This is a genomic window from Paenibacillus shenyangensis, assembly GCF_000346635.1.
GTDB lineage: Bacteria > Bacillota > Bacilli > Paenibacillales > Paenibacillaceae > Saccharibacillus > Saccharibacillus dauci.
The window spans coordinates 108,964-126,580 of sequence record NZ_AOIG01000017.1; the positions used below are offsets into that span (position 1 = coordinate 108,964).

Sequence of the window (17,617 nt, forward strand, 5' to 3'; positions counted from 1 at the left end):
AGAAACCGTAAAGGGGGATACCACACATTGGCGAGAGAAAAAGGAGCGAAAGGAAAGGAGAGCCGTTTACGTCTTTTACATGCAGCGGCCAAACAATTTGCAACTCATGGATTTTACACGACAAAGGTCAGCTCAATTGTAGCAGAGGCTAAGTTATCTCAGCCTGCGTTTTATCTGTATTTCGAAAGCAAGGATGCCGTATTTGAAGAACTGGTAGAGATGTTCCGTTCCAGACTGCAAGCTGTGATTAATGACAGTCAGCTGCCGGAGCAGAATGGAGCCAAGCATAGTGCACTCGATCAACTGTGTCATACCCTGCAATCGATGTTTGAGTATTTTTACAGCCATCCCGATCTGACTCGTATCGGATTCTATCTGTCTCCGGATGCGAATGATATCAAGCTGGAGTTGGTACAGGGAATCGAGAAAATGCTACGGCACGAACAGCAGAATTCCAATTTCGCAAGTGATATCCCCATGAACCTGGTCTCCGAATGCCTGGTGGGTACGATTGAGCGTATTGTATTTACACAGCTGCTGCCAGGTCAGATTACACCGGAAGAGCTAGCTGTTAATATCGTACGTCTGTATGTATCCGGTCTGGCTCGGAATCAGAGTAAAGTATAGTTTTCAGGAGGAATTACTTTCATGATTACAGTCGGTTTGACAGGCTGGGGAGACCATGATTCGCTCTATTTGACGAAAGAGGCTTCCAAACACAAATTACCCACATACAGCAACCTCTTCCCGGCCGTAGAAGTGGATAGCTCTTTTTATGCCATTCAATCCCGGCGTAATATGGAAAAATGGACGGAGGAAACTCCGGACTCATTTCGTTTTCTGGTCAAAGCGTATCAAGGAATGACGGGCCATACCCGTGGCAAGATTCCCTATGATTCGGAAGAAGAGATGTTCGAAGCTTTTCGTTTGTCGATCAGTACAATGGCAAAAGCAAATAAGCTGATGGCAGCACTGTTTCAGTTTCCACCGTGGTTTGATTGCACGAAGGAAAATGTTAACACTCTGCGTCGTATCCGTGAGCGCATGGGAGAATATCCATGTGCGCTTGAATTTCGTCATCAGAGCTGGTTTACTTCCCAAATGCATGACCGGACGCTGAACTTTATGCGTCAGGAGAAATGGATTCACAGTGTATGTGATGAACCGCAGGCTGGTATAGGATCTGTACCGATCGTTGAAGCAGCAACCGATCGTCGTCTGACGGTAGTACGCATGCATGGCCGCAATATCTCCGGCTGGAATTCTGCTGGGCAGCCCAATTGGCGTGAAGTCCGTTATCTGTATCGTTATAATGAGGAAGAACTGGCAGAATGGGCAGCGCGGCTGCAGCGTCTGGAACAGCAATCCGAAGAAGTATGCATTATTTTCAACAATAACTCGGGTGGAGATGCTGCAGATAATGCCAGACAGCTCATGCATATGTTGGGACAACAATTGCCGGAAATTCCTTATGAGAAACAGCCCGAAGCAGAGCAACTGGATCTATTCGATTTATAGGAAATATGTAGAGGTCTAGGTTGATGGAATAAATATTCAAATTAATGATTAAATATTCATATGGCGAATGTCTATTCCAATTTTAAATGGATAAGCTTTGCTCATAGCGTACAGGTCAGCTATGGTAATCAAAGTATTATCAAAAATAAAAAAGCACTCTTCCTCAGGGAATAGTGCTTTTTTGCTAATGCTTGGCAAGACGGTAGAACTTGCGCTGTACCCACAACAAACGGGATAGCAGAGTTACAGCTCCAACAGCAAGCCCGATACTCAGTCCGACCCAGTATCCATAAGCAGCCAGACTTGTATAATTGGCGATCCAGTAACCAACTGGCAGACCGATGACCCAGTACGACAGAAACGTCAGGAAGAAGGCAGGATTCACATCCTTGTATCCCCGAAGTGCACCCTGCACCGGTGTGGCAATAGCATCGGACAGCTGATAGAAGCTGGCATAAATCATAAAGTGGGCAATTAACTCAATCAGCACCGGATCGGAAGAATAGAGCGCCGATATCGGATAGCGAAAAGCCAGCAAAATGACTGCTGTACATACCGACAGCAGCACCGCGGTACCAATTCCAAGCAGACTGTATTGCCGTGCATCTCTCAGTCGTCCTGCGCCTACTTCGTAACCGACCAGAATTGTCAGAGCTGTACAGATACTCAGTGGAAGCATATACAACGTGGAAGCGAAATTCTGTGCTGCCTGATGGGCTGCGATCGTTAATGTATCATACCGACTCATGAGCAGGGTAACACCGGCGAAGATCGCTGTCTCAAAAAAGATCGCAAACCCCATCGGAACACCCAACCTCAGAATTTCTATCCATTTTTGTCCGGATGGACGGTGATATCGGCTGAAGATGCGATCGTCACGGAAAGGAGCGGCTAATATGACAACCAGTACCGCAATCAGAAATACGCACCAGTATGTAATTGCCGAGGCCACACCTGCACCAACTCCGCCGAGCTTTGGAAATCCGAATTTACCAAAAATCAGCAAATAATTTAGTCCCACATTAATAGGCAACGAGCAGAGTGTAATTAGCATAGAAATGCGGGTCTGACCGAGCGCATCGATATAACTTCGCAGCACTGTATAACCAAATAGCGGCACAATCCCTGCCGACAATGCGATCAGAAAATGAAGTGCGACTTCATGAACCCGGGATTCCAGACTCATTGCACTGAGTATCGGTTGTACGGTCAGAATACCAATGATTAATATGACCAGAGATACCAGTACTGATAACAAGAGTGCCTGGTATACACTGAAACTGATCTTCGCACGCTGATTGGACCCTACCAGCTGCGACACAATAGGAGTGACAGCAACGAGTATGCCGCTGAGTCCTGCCTGAATGGGCACCCACAGGCTGGAACCAATCGCTACTCCGGCCAAATCCTGTGCACTGGCATGACCGGACATATTGGTATCAAAAAACGTCATCAGGGAAAGTGCAATCTGGGTAACCAGTACTGGGAACAGAATTTTGAGAAACTGGCCATATTTTTGCGACCACGTAGCAGTAGGTATCATTTTCACAAACCTCATTCAATAGAATTAATAAAGCATCCTCTCAGGTAAACATAAGAAATCCCCCTGCTACAGGGATCCTGTTTCAAGGATGCTTTGCAGCAGGGGGAAAGCTATTTATTTTGCGGTGTTAGAAATTGGCGTTTGAGGTATAACGGTTAGTAGCATTCCAGAGTAGATATTCATCCACACCCATTTCTTTCATGGCGCGAATCTGTTCATCCACTTCTTTTTTGCCATACTGGATATAGTGTCCGCCACCGAGCCAGCTGGCGGTGAAGTCCTGAATCCATGGACGGATAATCGGCTTTTGCTCACCCAATGGGTCCAATTTTTTCAGTGTATCCTTCATGGAACCTTTGATAGTGATATACGGATTTTTGTCCGGATCATTAACACCATACCAGCCGGTGCTGTAATGACTTGGATAAACCATCGGGCTGATTACATCCACATTCTCGGAGATTTTGGCAAAATCCTGTCCAATACCTTCAGCAGCAGGTACGGAAGCCGCATAACCGAAGATATCTACTGATACCCGGACACCCAGAGGAGCAAGTTCTTTGCGTGCATACTGAACGAATTCAGCAATGACATCAACGCGGGACTTATCGTCCTTCTCGAACTTCAATTCATTTTCATGATTTTCGAAGCCTTCTGGGAAGCGTACGTAGTCAAACTGGATTTCTTTGAATCCTTTGGCAGCTGCTTCTTTGGCGAGAGCGATATTATAATCCCATACTTCTTTTTTGTATGGATTCACAAAGTTGTCTCCCTTGCCATTGCTCCATACCTGGCCGTTACTTTTGACAAAGGACAGCTCAGGATGCTTTTTGGCAAGTACAGAATCCTTGAAGACAACAATACGTGCGATTGGATAGACATCATGTTTTTTGAGACGGGTCATCAGTTTGTCGATATCACCGATAAACTTTTGCGGACTACCCATCTTTTTGAGTTCTGGATTTTCAGTTTTGTACGTTATGTATCCGGCATCATCTTTGAGATCGATAACCATGGCATTCAGCTCTGTTTTGTCCAGCAGATCCAGCAGGGTAGTCATGCGGGAGCCGCCTGCACTATAAGCAGTTACATAGACGCCTTTAACTTTTGGAGCATTCGTCTGCGGGTCGATTTTGGCAGGGGGATTATCTGCATCTACCTGTGTACTATGCATCTGACCCTGAATGGCCACCCGGTTCATGATTGATTCCAGTGAAGCGTGTTGATTGGTTCCTTGTGTTTGAGCTGCCTGGTCGCCACCAAAAGTGGAGGAGGCAGCCAGCATAAGCGCCCAGAAAATATTCATGTAATTAACCCTCATCTCTTATGTATAATCGTGACAGTATCCAAAAACACTTTAAGTATAACGCATCAAAACACCATGATAAAGCCAACTTTGGAAATGACTTCCGGGTAACTTTTAGGCAGGTGAACAGCCCGGTTCATTTTCCCTTGATGCGTTTTGCTTAAAGTATTCCATTCAAGATATTTAAACAGGAGAGCTCCTAGTTAAACAGCCGAAAAACAAATAATGGTATTCTTCTCCAAAACAGAAAAACCGCCTTTGCCCGGCGCATATAGCGACATGAGCAAAAGCGGCATTTTATTGTAAAAATTGTTGATCCTGGTTCTCGCATATACTGTACTGGATAATCTCCATAGCATCATTGGGTTCCAGAATACGCAGCCCGTCGCGCAGAACAATAAGTGAATTGAGTTCCTGCTGTTTCAGGGAAGGCATCATATCCGGAAAACACTTCATGACAATTTGTGACAATTTGACTGTTTCCACTTCCACAATAATCATCCTTTCCTATCCTGGAATCACTTCGCTTAATACATGTACGAATTATTCGAACAGAAACTTAGGAAAAGCATGGTTGTTCATCAAGGATCAGGGACAGGACACAAACTTCAAAATCAGGTATGATGCAGCGGCGTGTACTGATTTTACTATATATAACGACAAAAAGCGACTTTCAGTGAATAGCAAACGCGAACTCTTCCGAAAATATCAGCTTTTCCGGAATGAACCCATGATGCCCACAGTCTCTACCATATTCACAAATGCATTCGGGTCGGTCTCTTTAATAATGCGGCGCAGCTCGGCCAGCTCATAGCGGGTAGTAACCGTCATCAACATATCCTTTGGCGTATGAGAGAAGGCGCCTTCCGCTTTGATCATGGTAACGCCGCGCTGCAGTGGCATCAGCTTCTCCAGCAGCAGTTCCGTATGATTGGATACGATAAACAGAGTGATCTTGATATGATGGACGTAAATAAGGTCCAACACCTTGCCTCCAATATAAATGGATACCATGGATGCAAGCGCAATATTCCAATCATTCGCCAGATATCCCATCGCCAGAATAACGAGACCGTTCAAGCCGACGATTACATTACCGACCGGGAAATCACGATACCGGGTAATAATAGAACCCAAAATATCGAATCCGCCGGATGAACCACCTACTCGGAAGGAAATGCCTACCCCTATACCGATCAATACACCACCAAATACCGAGGATATCAACAGATCGGTTGCAGCAGCCCGAATAGGGATAATAGTCATTAACCACGTTGTTGCGGCTACAGACACAATACTGAGAAAAATATATCTTTTTCCAAGCAGGAACCAGCCAGCTATCAGAAGAGGTATATTGTAGACAAAGTAGAGCATGCTGATATTAAAAGGTGTAAAATAACCGGTTAACATAGCAAGTCCTGATACCCCTCCGCTTAGCAGTTGGTGAGGAATCAGGAACAGGTTGAACGCAGCAGCTGTAAAAACGGAGCCAAGGATGACTACCAGCAGCGGCATTATTTTTTTCGACATTGAAGTTCACTCCTAGTGTTAGTTAGTTATGGAAAGTGTGCGTAACCATTTATGGGAAGTTTCTTTCGCAAAAGTAATTATATTATGATTCAGCTAGGCATAACCCTGTATTTTGTGATATAATGAATTAGATATTCTTGAGTAGGGATGTTTTGCTGAATGAAGTTCAGATTATTTTATAAATGCAAGACGGGTTTATTTCATCATAGAGAGTATTGAATAACTCTTTATTTAAAAAATCATTACTCCAGATGCTCTGGCAGTGAACGGATTATTCAATATCAACACCAGATAACGGGATATGGTGGTCTGTGAGACCTCCTGATAAGCAGCTAATATGCTACTCAATTGCTACTTAAGAATACAAACAAGTTAGTGGATTGTCCACCATCATAGAAGGAGTTTGAATATTTTGACTAAATTTGTAGACTTTGGGTTAGGCGAAAATGTATTAAAAGCGGTTATGGAACTTGGATTTGAGGAAGCAACTCCGATTCAATCCCAAGCCATTCCGATTGCGATGAGCGGAAGAGACTTGATCGGTCAAGCACAGACCGGTACGGGTAAAACAGCAGCATTCAGTATTCCTATTATTAACAAGATCGAACGTTCGGAAGAAAAAATCGTTGCTCTGGTTATGGCTCCAACTCGTGAGCTTGCTATCCAGGTAGCAGAAGAAATCGAAAAACTGGCACGTTTCAAAGGCATTCGTTCCCTGCCAATCTATGGCGGACAGGAAATTGGTCGTCAGATTCGTGCTCTGAAAAAGAAACCTCAAATCATTATCGGTACACCTGGTCGTTTGCTTGACCATATCAACCGCAAAACAATCAAGCTGGAAGATGTACAGCACGTAATTTTGGATGAAGCAGATGAAATGCTGGATATGGGTTTCATGGAAGACATTCAGTCTATCCTGAAACAAGTACCGGAAGAGCGTCAAACAATGCTATTCTCTGCTACAATGCCGGCTAACATTCAGCGTCTGGCGAGCCAGTTCCTGAAAAATCCGGAGCATGTATCCGTAATTCCAAAACAAGTAAGTGCACCACTGATCGATCAATCGTATATCGAAGTGAACGAACGTCAGAAATTTGATGCCCTGTCCCGTTTGCTGGACATGGAATCTCCTGAACTGGCTATCGTATTCGGACGTACAAAACGCCGCGTAGACGAACTGTCCGAAGCTCTGCAAAAACGTGGATATTCTGCAGACGGTCTGCATGGTGACCTGTCCCAGAACCAGCGTGATAACGTTATGCGCAAATTCCGCGACGGCAGCATCGATGTACTGGTAGCTACAGACGTAGCAGCGCGTGGCCTGGACGTATCCGGCGTTACTCACGTTGTGAACTTTGACTTGCCACAAGATCCGGAGAGCTATGTTCACCGTATCGGTCGTACAGGACGTGCAGGTAAAGAAGGTGCAGCTTATTCCTTCGTAACTCCACGTGAGCTGGATCATCTGCACTTTATCGAGCGTATTACCCGCCACAAAATCACTCGCAAACCACTGCCTTCTCTGGCAGAAGCGATTGAGGGTAAACAACGCATCACAGCTGAGCGCCTGCTGGAACTGGTTCAAGATGACACTGCTCCTCTGAACGAGTACAAAGGCATCGCAATCCAATTGCTGGAAAGCTATGATTCCGTTAACCTGCTGGCAGCTTCTATCAAGCTCCTGACAGGCGACAAAAAAGATGCACAGGTTGATCTGACACCAGAAGATCCAATTCGTGCAAAACGTCGTAAACCAGATGTTCGCTCCGGCGGACGCAAACCATCCGGCAGCTACAACCGTAGCGGCGGTGGATACAAAGGTAACAATAGCAGCAGTGGTGGCAGCCGTGGAGGATACGGCAGCGGCGGCGGTGGTTACAAAGGCGGAAGCCGTGACAACGCTGGAAGCAGCAGCCGTGAAGGTGGACGCGATTACTCTCGTGACCGCAAACCACGCAGCAATAATGGCGGAAGCAGCGAAGGACGTCGTCCTTCTACAACCAAACGCCCTGATTCTTTCGAATAATTAATTATTGATTTATTGAAATAATAGATACAAAAAGAGAGCCGGCTTTTACAGCTGGCTCTTTTTTATATATGATAAGGATATAAAAGTCATACATAGAATAGCAGCGTATGCAGGTCAGAGAAGAAGCAAAGCAAGATTGAGTGATATCTATACTGGTATTCTCATGGAGTCTTGGGTTATATTTAATATAGTTACGACCAGAGATAGCGGCTTTTATCATGCCGGTACGCATAAGAGGGGGAAGATGACGTGGAATTTAGAGGGGTAATGGGTGGTCTTTACAGGTTGTCAGAGTGGGTTATGCGTCTGGCGGGAAGCAACCTGTTATGGGTAATTTGTTCTTCACCGTTTTTGTTCTTTTTATTTTTCAGATTTCAATTTATGCAAATTGGTGCCAGTCAAAATGATATCCTTCAGACCAATTGGCTATTGGGAATAGTGACACCGTTTACATTATTTCCGGCTACAGCGGCTTTGTTTACTGTTGTACGCAAGTGGGTGATGGGTGAAGGAGATGTATCTGTACTTAAGACTTTCTTTAGAGGATACAAGGATAATTACAAGCAAAGTATGATTGGCGGTATTCTTTATACATTGCTTTTTGTAGTGATGTATGTGGATTATACCGTATATATGAATCAATTCCCGAAGCTGCAGCTATTGGGGATCATTATGCTGATTTTCCTGCTGGTATTATTTGTATCACTGTTTAACTTCTTCTCCATGATTGCTCATTACCATATGAGCCTCAAAGATATTATCAAAAATGCTGTATTGCTGTCGATTGTTCGTCCATTCCGATTATTTTCTACATTGATTGGTACCGTAGCACTTTTATTCATCGGAACCAAGTACCCGGTACTGTATATTTTCTTCCTGGCCTCGGCTATAGCCTGGTTCGCTTTCTTTAACTTCTATGGTGTATTCCTGAAAATGCAGGAGCAATCCGAAAAGCAGGCTGCTGCCGAAAAAGAGAAAGAATTGCAGGCTGATGAGCAGCTGGTAATTGGAGATGAAGCTCCATCCGTACAGGCAGAACGTCTGAATATTGATGAAGTCTCCCAGTCTTCCATGGACGAAGATGTGAAGAAGAAACTGGTTGATGAAGCAGAAGTAACAGAGGACCAAACGAAAAAAGGAAGAATATAGAAATCGACTTTACAAACGTCGGCACGAAGTTTATAATAAATTTACATCCTGCAATGCACGCCTCGATTTCTCGTTGTTTTGAACCAATGATGATGTCTCGGGAGATTCAAATCTAATTGTTGCTGACCGGCCCTATCCATTGGATGTGGGGACTTCAAATACAATTGTGCGATCACCCACCTGCTTAGCAGGTTCGAAGACAATGTTATCGGACGGCATATGCGGGACTTATCTTTATTTTAGCAAGAGGCAGGTGCCGACGTGATGTCGACAGATTTTTACAGAGAAACGCTCTGAATAAGGATTCATTCGAATCTATTAATCAGAGCGTTTTTCGTTTGCGCTTACATAATATTAGTTTTATTATTTCCGTACTAATGATACACTTAGATAAAGATAGGCCTGTATATGCAAAGGAGGAAAAGTCTTGTCATTAAAGAGAACGTTAGTGGGCATTATACGCAGTCAGGAAGGCACCGGTGACCGTGCCAAAGATCCTGAAATGAAAACAAGATATTATAATTTATCCCGCGAACGTGCATGGGAAGAAGTCTCTTCAACACTCAAAAAAATCCCCGGTTACAAAGTACTGCATGAAGTATCCAGTGTAGGGGAGATAACCTTGGAACGTCGTTCTGGTCTGGGACGGGTGATGGATATTACCGTTTCTATCATTTCGATAAGTCCGGTACGTACTGCGATTGATATTCACTCGGCATCACGCGGATCACTCGGGGATCTGGGTGCCAACTACCGAAATATCATAACTTTGTTTAATTCATTGGAGAAAAAGCTGTCCCAGTATCGGGTAGTGGAATAATTACACATAGACGGTCTTGATAGGTACATGTATCAAAGCAGCTTGAATGCGGATACATAATCTTTGATGGTACACTGCGTATTTATAGTAGGATGGAGTCATGTATAAAAGGTGATTAACCCGGTGTATAAGGTTGATATAATAATGGATAGGCATTTATATATTCATTGAACCAGTAGATTGTATCAAGCGAACAGATGATGCCGGGCGGATCTCTTTTACGGGATTGCCGTCTATCATTTATGGATATCTGCACAGCAAAGAGCAGCTTCTCTAAGAGAGGCTGCTCTTTGTGATTATCATTCTATTCAATGCCATTAAAGGACTTCGACGTATTTACATTAACCCAGCAGTTTTTTGACAGCATCGATAGCCTGATCATAATCCGGATGATGGCTCATTTCAGGCAGATATTCTACGTATTGAATAATATCATTCTGATCCAGGACAAAAATCGCCCGCATATCAATCACAAACTCTTTGATCAGTACGCCATAAGCTTTGCCAAACGAGTTATCACGATAGTCGGATAGTGTAACAACGCGGTCTACACCGGCAGCACCGCACCAGCGTGCTTGTGCAAAAGGCAGATCGGCACTCACGGTAAGCACGACGACCTCTTCGCCCAGTTCGGAAGCAGCTTCATTAAAGCGACGAGTCTGCGCATCACATACACCTGTGTCCAGAGAAGGGACTACACTGATCAATTTGATTTTGCCGGCAAAGTCCGATAGACTTGCCTGTTCCAGCAAGCTTTTGCTGAGGGTAAAGGAAGGAGCGGAATCGCCCACTTTCAGTTCGGGTCCCACCAGTGTAATCGGGCTGCCTTTGAAGGTAGCAATACCTGTACGTTCCTGAGTCATTGTTATAGACCTCCTAATAAAATGTAGATCGGCGTAAATATGCCGTCTATTTTCGCAATCATAGTCAGAATTTATTATAATTGAGTATATAGTATAAATCAAAATAATAGCCTGCCTATCGGCATAAAGGAGAAATTATGTTATTTGTACGTTATGAAAACTGGAAAAGCTTTTTACGGTTCTATCCGTTAACAACGTTATTGCTGCTTGCCAATGTAGTTGTCTTTATTCTGATGACGATCAATGGCGGCTCACGTACTACAGCGACTCTTGTAGAATACGGTGCATTAACCAATATTCCAGGCTATGATCAGTGGTGGAGAACGATCACAGCTATGTTTGTGCATATTGGTTTTGATCATCTGCTGTTTAACAGCTTTGGATTGATTGTATTCGCGCCTCCTCTGGAACGCCTGCTCGGTACATGGCGTTATGGAATACTGTACTTTCTTAGTGGAATTATCGGTAATGTAATTAGTCTGGAGCTGTACCGTCAGTCGATGGAAGGTCACCTGGCAGCAGGAGCATCCGGAGCCATCTATGGAATTTATGGAGCATTCCTGTATATTGCGCTATTCCAGCGTAATATGATTGATCGCGCTTCTCGACAGACCATCTATACTATTCTTGGGTTGGGACTGATCTATACATTTATAGTACCAGGCATCGGAATCTGGGCACATGTAGGCGGACTCATTACCGGATTCTTCGTCTATGGTCTACTGCTCAGACTCAGTGGACTGCGCAAAAGGTGGGATCGGATTTTTGCCCGTCCGTCAATTCAGGAAGAGCTTCACAACAAGGATCAGAATCTATAAAAGAATAATTAAGAATAAACAAGCGGCATCTATTCAACATCATCACCTCAAAAGTGAACACAAAAAAGCCTTCCTACATTAAAAGTAGGAAGGCTTTTGGTATTCTTGACTGTAAATTATTAATCGGATTGCGATAAACCTTAAAGATCTTCTATTTAGCAAGATACAAGTATTACAGAATGTCTGTAGGTTGAATTAATCGCGATTGCCGAAGAACAGGAACAGAAAACGTGCAAGCTCCAATACGGATAGCAATGCAGCAGCAACATAAGTCAGTGCAGCAGCATTCAATACTTTACCCACACTGCGTTCTTCCTCATGGTTAACGTAACCTTCGCTTACCATAATATCGCGAGCCCGGTTGCTGGCGTTAAACTCAACTGGCAGTGTCACGAGTTGGAACGCTACAGCAGCGGAGAAGAAGATAATACCCAGTCCAAACAGATTCATCGAACTGAAGATCAGACCAGCCATCAGCATCAGCGGTGCAATACCTGAAGCAAAGTTAACCACAGGGAACATCCGGTGACGCAGCGCCAGCATCGGATAATGCTCCTTGTGCTGAATCGCATGGCCGATCTCGTGACAGGCAACGGCTATCGAAGAGATGCTGTTACCGTAATAGACCGGCTCGGACAGACGTACAACACGATGAACCGGATCATAGTGGTCTGTAAGTGCTCCCTGTACAGGTTCAATCGGGACGTCATAGAGACCATTGCTGTCCAGCATATGACGAGCAGCATCATAACCGGTCATTCCGCGCATGCTGGGAACTTCAGCATATTTATTAAATGTTCCCTTGACTCTAAATTGAGCCCAGATGGTCAAGCCAAAGGCGGCCAATGTTAATACCAAAAATAATACAGACATATCTCATTCCTCCATATTAATGTAGAACGGATTACATCAAGCCTGAGCCCTGTCCAAGCAGGAACTTCAGCGCTTCGATGCAAGCAGCACTCTGAGGAATCAAATTAACGAAAGCACGTTTGGCCTGATTGGGCTTCATTTGTTGAAGTAATGGCTCCAGTTCACGCACCTCACGCTGCAGCTGCAGCATATGCAGCTCAAGCTCTGTTAGGCGCTGGGTCACCTGTTCTTCATCTGTCACCCGGTCCCAAGCGTTTAGTTTTTCCCTGATTTCCTCAAGGGTGTACTTGTCCTTCTTTAACTTTGTAATACGTTCTAATCGTGATAAGGTTTCAAAACCATAGAGTCTATAGTTTTTTAAGGAACGGCTTTCCGGTTCGATCAAGCCGAGCTTTGTATAATAATCTACGGTTCGTTCACTTAGACCAGCGATTTTCGCCAGTTCTCCAATGCGGTACAATTTCATATTCCCAACGTATCCACCCCCGTTTGTGGTCATGTAAACGAGGATTCAACACTGCTGAATCCTAATGCCTATATTACAGGAAATCAAACCATACAGTCAAACGTAATACTTAGTGAAACATACCCTGTAAATACAAGCAGGAAACAGCAATTTGCTCGTCTCAAACGACATATAAAACTAATGATATAAATGTATATTCAATAACTTATATATAAGATAACAGAAATGGCTTAAAAGCAGCTGAAACCTAACTAAATAAAAGGTGAAAATTAAAGTCTTTAATTCCTTTAATGAGGTTATTATGGTATTGGATGGATATTATTATAGAAGTTATTTACCAAAACTATAAATAATGATGGAAGATTTACAAAAGTATTTTCATGATTTTGAAAATTAACTCTTGTCATCGATGTTTCAATCTGATTATAATGACATTAAGGATTTCACGATATGTGAAGTAACATTACATAAGGGAGTGGGTTAAATGAGAAAAAAATGGGCCGTTATGGGGTTAGCGGCATCAGCCCTTCTTGCGTTTCCGTTTAGTGCTTTTGCAGCGGAGGAAGTTACAGCAGAGCAGGTATCCATGAATCTGGACACATTTTTCGTCTTTGTCGCTTTTGCTCTGGTAATGTTTATGCAAGCCGGATTTGCACTGCTTGAAGCAGGATCGGTACGGATGAAAAACGCCGGACACGTAGCCGGCAAGACCATTCTGACGCTGGGGATTGCTTTGATCGGGTTCTGGGCTTTCGGATTTGGACTTGGTTTCGGAGACGGTAACGGATTTTTCGGGTATCAGGGATTCTTCCTGAACGGCGAAGAGATGAAGAGTCTTTACGGTGCATTGTCCGGACTGGATATTCCCATTTCCATGATGTTTTTGTTCCACCTGGCTTTTGCGGCAGTGTCGCTGTCGATCGCGTTTGGCGGATTTGCTGAACGTGCCAAGCTGAGTGTATATATCGTTTTCGGATTTTTGTTTACTATTGTTATCTATCCTATTATTGCTCACTGGGTATGGGGCGGCGGATGGCTGGCTACCATGGGCATGCAGGATTATGCCGGCTCAACGGTCGTTCACTTGACTGGTGCGACAGCAGGCCTGGCAGCCACTATTCTCCTCAAACCTCGTCTTGGTAAATACAACAAAGAAGGCAAACCTAACATCATCCCGGGACATAATCAGGTATTGTCAGTTGTCGGTGTATTTATCCTCTGGTTTGGCTGGATGGGCTTCAATCCAGGTAGTGCATTGTCTCCGAATGGCGGATTCTTCACTTATGTAGCATTAACAACAAATCTGGCGGCAGCGGCAGGCGGTGTAGCTGCACTGCTCATCTCATGGGTCGTACTGGGCAAAGCGGATATTCCAAGCATGCTCAATGGTGTACTGGCAGCACTGGTAGCCATCACCGGTTCCTGTGCGTTCGTAGATGTATGGGCTTCGGTCGTTATTGGTCTGGTCGCTGGTGTAGTCACATTCTTCACAGCGCAGTGGTTTGAAAAAGCAGGTGTGGATGATCCGATCTATGCATTCTCTGTACACGGTATTGCCGGTATGTGGGGAGCGATCTCCACAGGTCTGTTCGCTACTCCTGAGCTGGTCGAACAAACAGGCGTTGGTGCACCCGGCTTATTCTATGGTGGCGGTTTCCACCAATTGGGCGTACAGCTGCTGGGTATGGTAGGAACATTCGCATTTGTACTGGTACTGTCGCTCGTTATTCTGGGAATTATGAAGGCACTCGGCGGTATTCGTGTTACGGAAGAAGAAGAAATGATGGGTCTGGATATCAGCGAACATGGTTCTTATGGATACCCTGAGCAAATGAAGGCACTGGGTGAAGTGGATCGCAGAAAAGCAGGTAACTGATTCCATTATCTTCATATAATAGAGTCTTCACAAATAAGAAGCAGAACATCATAGAATACAGATGCTGGGAGATGAAGCCGATGAAGGAGTCATTTCTCGATCTTCCCCTGCCGGATCTCATGAACAGTGATTCGATAGAAACGTTAAGGAATAAGCGTATCCTGGTGCAGCGTCAGCTTTATCAGTCGTTACCGCAAGCGGATATTCGCAGTTGGGTGAAGACGGTAAATGAGATGCATGATTATGTCATGCAGCAGGCAGTCATCATATGTGAGCAGCAATTAATCGAGGCGGGCTATGGTCCGCCTCCTGTTGCTTATTCTTTTATCGTTTTTGGCAGTGCAGGAAGATGCGAGCAGACGCTTTGGAGCGATCAGGATAATGGACTGATTATCAGCGATGAGGAGCATGAGGGCAAAGAACGATACTTTACAGAGTTTGGAAAAAGGCTCGCTGACATTCTGGAACAAGCAGGCTATGAGAAATGCCGGGGTAAGGTCATGTGTTCGGAACCGATGTGGCGTAAAACACTGAGTGAATGGCATACACAAATGGATGACTGGCGGGCAGATCTCAGCTGGGAGCCGGTGCGTAACTGGATTATCGCTTCCGATATGCGTCACATGTATGGTGATAAGCAACTGGCTGTAAGCTGGAAAGAATACTTTTATGAAGGCATTCGGGAGACGCCAGCGCTGGCTGCAGCTGTACTGCGTAATACAGTCAGGCACAAGGCTACGCTCAATGTGCTGGGTCAGATTGTTCCAGAGCGGTTTGGAGAACATGCAGGTGATTTTGATGTGAAGTATGGTATCTATATTCCACTTGTAAATGCCTCCCGCTGTCTATCGATTCAGCATGGCATTTATGAATCGTCTACATTGAAAAGACTGGAACGGCTGATTCAGCTGGAAGCGGCATCGCTTGCACTGCTGGAGATGATGCAGGAGGCTTTTTTGACATCGCTGCGTATGCGTAATTCTACTCCGGTACGGGAGCTGGATGGACTGTACGTGAGCAGTGGGTTCATGCTGCAAAAAGATTGGCGGCAGCGGCCATTTTTCCATGAATTAAGAGAAAGTCTGGGAACAGTAAAGAAAGCTCATCGTGTACTACAGCGACAATTACGCTTTCTGGAGAGGAGAGGCTTATGAAAGAACCTGCGAAAACCGGAAGTGGCTTTTGGCGGAGTTTGCGCAGCGGTGGAGTGCCGTCTGCGATTGCTTCTGTCTTTGGTGCACCTTCTGCCCAGCAGATGGCTTTTATACGTTCTCTGTCACGTGAGCAGCGTCGCACGGAAGTACTTCATTTACCGCTCAACCGCTTGGAGACCGTCGTGTTCGATCTGGAGACGACGGGATTTCATGCGCAGCATGGGGATGAGATTTTATCATTCGGCGCAGTGAAATTGATCGGGGATGAGCAGGTGGATGAATTTTACACACTGGTGAATCCCAAAATAGCGGTACCGGATAATATTACAGAATTAACAGGTATTACGCAGGAAATGACGGATCAGGCGCCTGCGCTCATCGATGGGCTGCATGATTTTATGGCATTTGCCGGCAGATCGGTATTGATTGCGCATGGTACCGGACATGACAAGGCATTTCTGAATGCTGCTTTATGGAAAACGTCCAAGATTCAATTGACTCACCGCATACTGGATACGATGATGATTGCCAGATGGCTCAAGCCTTCACTTGATAGTTACGGATTAGATGAAGTTCTGGAAGAGGCGGAGATTCCGGTGACGGTACGCCATCATGCGCTGGAAGATGCGAAAATGACGGCTTCCCTATGGAAAGAATATCTTCGTCTAATGCGTCACAAGCAGGTGGAGACGCTAGAAGATCTATATGCGTATCTTTGTAACTTCTGACGTCATCAGGTATAGGTATAGGTATAGGTATAGGTATAGGTATAGGTATAAGTAGAGGAAGTAGAGGTATTTTGGAATAAGCTACGATGCTAAATAGGTGTGACTTTAAATAGTATGCAGACTGGAAGCTTACCCGATATGCAGAATAGCAGGTAATAATGCATAAGACATCGGTTGTTGAGCATCAATGTTGCTGAAAGATGAGGAGCGTCTGGCTACCTGATAAGAGCCTATATATAGTTCCGGAAGTGAGCTAATGTCACATATGGAATGAATAGCGCAACTTGATGTTGTAGAAATTGGAATCGCGCAGGGTTGCGAATTGGTAATAGGCGGATGAATGTTTACCAGTTCTATTCCTTGTGCAGATTCCGCTCTTTCGGTAGATGCTAGATATTTCTCTGACAAAGGCGCAGGCGAACCGATCAAATACGCCGAGATCATGGATGCAAATTCCGGCAACTGCTCTGTGTCGGTAATAGAAGGGATCGGTGCTGTAAGCGGATGGGAGTGGAAAATACCGATTAAGTTGTTATTTTGGAAGCAATAAGGAATCCATTCTTCGGGTGCAAAGGAAAAATGATGCAGCGGGTCAGGTGCGACGTTGCGTAATCCATGGTACGAGTGGATATGCATACCGCCCGCTGCTTTTTTACCAAGCAGTACTCCGCAGACTTCGGTAGCAGGTGAAGAAACCATATGTGCTGCAATCTGCTCCAGGGCAGAGGAAGCGAGATGAATGGTAGGATTCTTTTCCTTGCTCAACAAGTCTGCCATGCGTATTACCCTCTCTACTTGGACTCTCTGTATAACAGGGAGTCTCTTTTTATTTACTTAGATTTATGTACTTAGATTTGTTTGACCAAATTTATGTATACAAATTTATGTAATCAAATAGCTGGTGTACAATCAGTTCAGCCTATGGCATGGCCTGACCAGAAAAA

Annotated in this window: 17 protein-coding genes and 1 other RNA gene; 10 read left to right on the forward strand and 8 right to left on the reverse strand. The window is 44.7% G+C overall.

What is annotated here, in order from left to right:
* The first annotated feature begins 27 nt into the window (after positions 1–27).
* Positions 28–627 (forward strand): TetR/AcrR family transcriptional regulator, encoded by a 600-nt coding sequence (locus H065_RS0114705; RefSeq protein ID WP_017813842.1) that lies wholly within the window; start codon positions 28–30, stop codon positions 625–627.
* A gap of 21 nt (positions 628–648) precedes the next feature.
* A complete protein-coding gene (locus tag H065_RS0114710; protein ID WP_017813843.1) occupies positions 649–1,518 on the forward strand; it encodes a DUF72 domain-containing protein in 870 nt (289 codons plus the stop codon).
* 184 nt (positions 1,519–1,702) lie between these two features.
* Here H065_RS0114710 and H065_RS0114715 read toward each other — a convergent pair whose 3' ends face one another.
* From H065_RS0114715 to H065_RS0114730, 4 genes are all read right to left on the reverse strand, one after another.
* Complete coding sequence (locus H065_RS0114715) at positions 1,703–3,061, reverse strand: MATE family efflux transporter (RefSeq protein ID WP_017813844.1); 1,359 nt, start codon at positions 3,059–3,061, stop codon at positions 1,703–1,705.
* Between the two features lie 127 nt (positions 3,062–3,188).
* Positions 3,189–4,367, reverse strand: a complete 1,179-nt coding sequence (locus H065_RS0114720; protein ID WP_017813845.1) for a putative glycoside hydrolase — start codon at positions 4,365–4,367, stop codon at positions 3,189–3,191.
* Positions 4,368–4,664: 297 nt separating this feature from the next.
* Positions 4,665–4,868, reverse strand: coding sequence for a hypothetical protein (locus tag H065_RS0114725; protein WP_017813846.1), 204 nt, complete (start codon positions 4,866–4,868; stop codon positions 4,665–4,667).
* Positions 4,869–5,075: 207 nt separating this feature from the next.
* Positions 5,076–5,897 carry a YitT family protein gene (locus H065_RS0114730; RefSeq protein WP_017813847.1) on the reverse strand — a complete coding sequence of 274 codons (822 nt, stop codon included), beginning with the start codon at positions 5,895–5,897 and terminating at the stop codon, positions 5,076–5,078.
* A 412-nt stretch (positions 5,898–6,309) separates the two neighbouring features.
* On the opposite strand from H065_RS0114730, the gene cshA reads away from it, so the two are divergent.
* The 4 genes from cshA to H065_RS0114745 all read left to right on the forward strand — a co-directional run bounded on the left by cshA (position 6,310) and on the right by H065_RS0114745 (position 9,895).
* Complete coding sequence (cshA, locus tag H065_RS0114735) at positions 6,310–7,923, forward strand: degradosome RNA helicase CshA (RefSeq protein ID WP_017813848.1); 1,614 nt, start codon at positions 6,310–6,312, stop codon at positions 7,921–7,923.
* A gap of 252 nt (positions 7,924–8,175) precedes the next feature.
* A complete protein-coding gene (locus tag H065_RS26010; RefSeq protein ID WP_081604139.1) occupies positions 8,176–9,075 on the forward strand; it encodes a YesL family protein in 900 nt (299 codons plus the stop codon).
* Between the two features lie 42 nt (positions 9,076–9,117).
* Positions 9,118–9,307: non-coding RNA, 6S RNA (gene ssrS, locus H065_RS27415), on the forward strand.
* 195 nt (positions 9,308–9,502) lie between these two features.
* Complete coding sequence (locus H065_RS0114745; RefSeq protein ID WP_026136249.1) at positions 9,503–9,895, forward strand: DUF1499 domain-containing protein; 393 nt, start codon at positions 9,503–9,505, stop codon at positions 9,893–9,895.
* A gap of 341 nt (positions 9,896–10,236) precedes the next feature.
* Here H065_RS0114745 and tpx read toward each other — a convergent pair whose 3' ends face one another.
* A complete protein-coding gene (gene tpx, locus H065_RS0114750) occupies positions 10,237–10,758 on the reverse strand; it encodes a thiol peroxidase (protein WP_017813851.1) in 522 nt (173 codons plus the stop codon).
* A gap of 137 nt (positions 10,759–10,895) precedes the next feature.
* On the opposite strand from tpx, the gene H065_RS0114755 reads away from it, so the two are divergent.
* On the forward strand, positions 10,896–11,576 hold the full coding sequence (locus tag H065_RS0114755; RefSeq protein WP_017813852.1) for a rhomboid family intramembrane serine protease: 681 nt from the start codon (positions 10,896–10,898) through the stop codon (positions 11,574–11,576).
* A 195-nt stretch (positions 11,577–11,771) separates the two neighbouring features.
* On the opposite strand, the gene H065_RS0114760 is transcribed toward H065_RS0114755, so the two are convergent.
* Both H065_RS0114760 and H065_RS0114765 read right to left on the reverse strand, forming a co-directional pair.
* Positions 11,772–12,449 (reverse strand): zinc metallopeptidase, encoded by a 678-nt coding sequence (locus H065_RS0114760; RefSeq protein ID WP_017813853.1) that lies wholly within the window; start codon positions 12,447–12,449, stop codon positions 11,772–11,774.
* 31 nt (positions 12,450–12,480) lie between these two features.
* On the reverse strand, positions 12,481–12,915 hold the full coding sequence (locus H065_RS0114765) for a MerR family transcriptional regulator (RefSeq protein ID WP_017813854.1): 435 nt from the start codon (positions 12,913–12,915) through the stop codon (positions 12,481–12,483).
* Between the two features lie 484 nt (positions 12,916–13,399).
* Between H065_RS0114765 and H065_RS0114770 the strand changes: the two genes are divergently transcribed.
* From H065_RS0114770 to H065_RS0114780, 3 genes are all read left to right on the forward strand, one after another.
* Complete coding sequence (locus tag H065_RS0114770; protein WP_017813855.1) at positions 13,400–14,791, forward strand: ammonium transporter; 1,392 nt, start codon at positions 13,400–13,402, stop codon at positions 14,789–14,791.
* An 80-nt stretch (positions 14,792–14,871) separates the two neighbouring features.
* Positions 14,872–15,945 (forward strand): DUF294 nucleotidyltransferase-like domain-containing protein, encoded by a 1,074-nt coding sequence (locus H065_RS0114775; RefSeq protein ID WP_017813856.1) that lies wholly within the window; start codon positions 14,872–14,874, stop codon positions 15,943–15,945.
* Positions 15,942–16,673 (forward strand): exonuclease domain-containing protein, encoded by a 732-nt coding sequence (locus H065_RS0114780; protein ID WP_017813857.1) that lies wholly within the window; start codon positions 15,942–15,944, stop codon positions 16,671–16,673. The genes H065_RS0114775 and H065_RS0114780 overlap by 4 nt, the downstream gene beginning before the upstream one ends.
* Before the next feature lie 129 nt (positions 16,674–16,802).
* On the opposite strand, the gene H065_RS0114785 is transcribed toward H065_RS0114780, so the two are convergent.
* A complete protein-coding gene (locus H065_RS0114785; protein ID WP_017813858.1) occupies positions 16,803–17,450 on the reverse strand; it encodes a Mov34/MPN/PAD-1 family protein in 648 nt (215 codons plus the stop codon).
* Positions 17,451–17,617 lie beyond the last annotated feature (167 nt).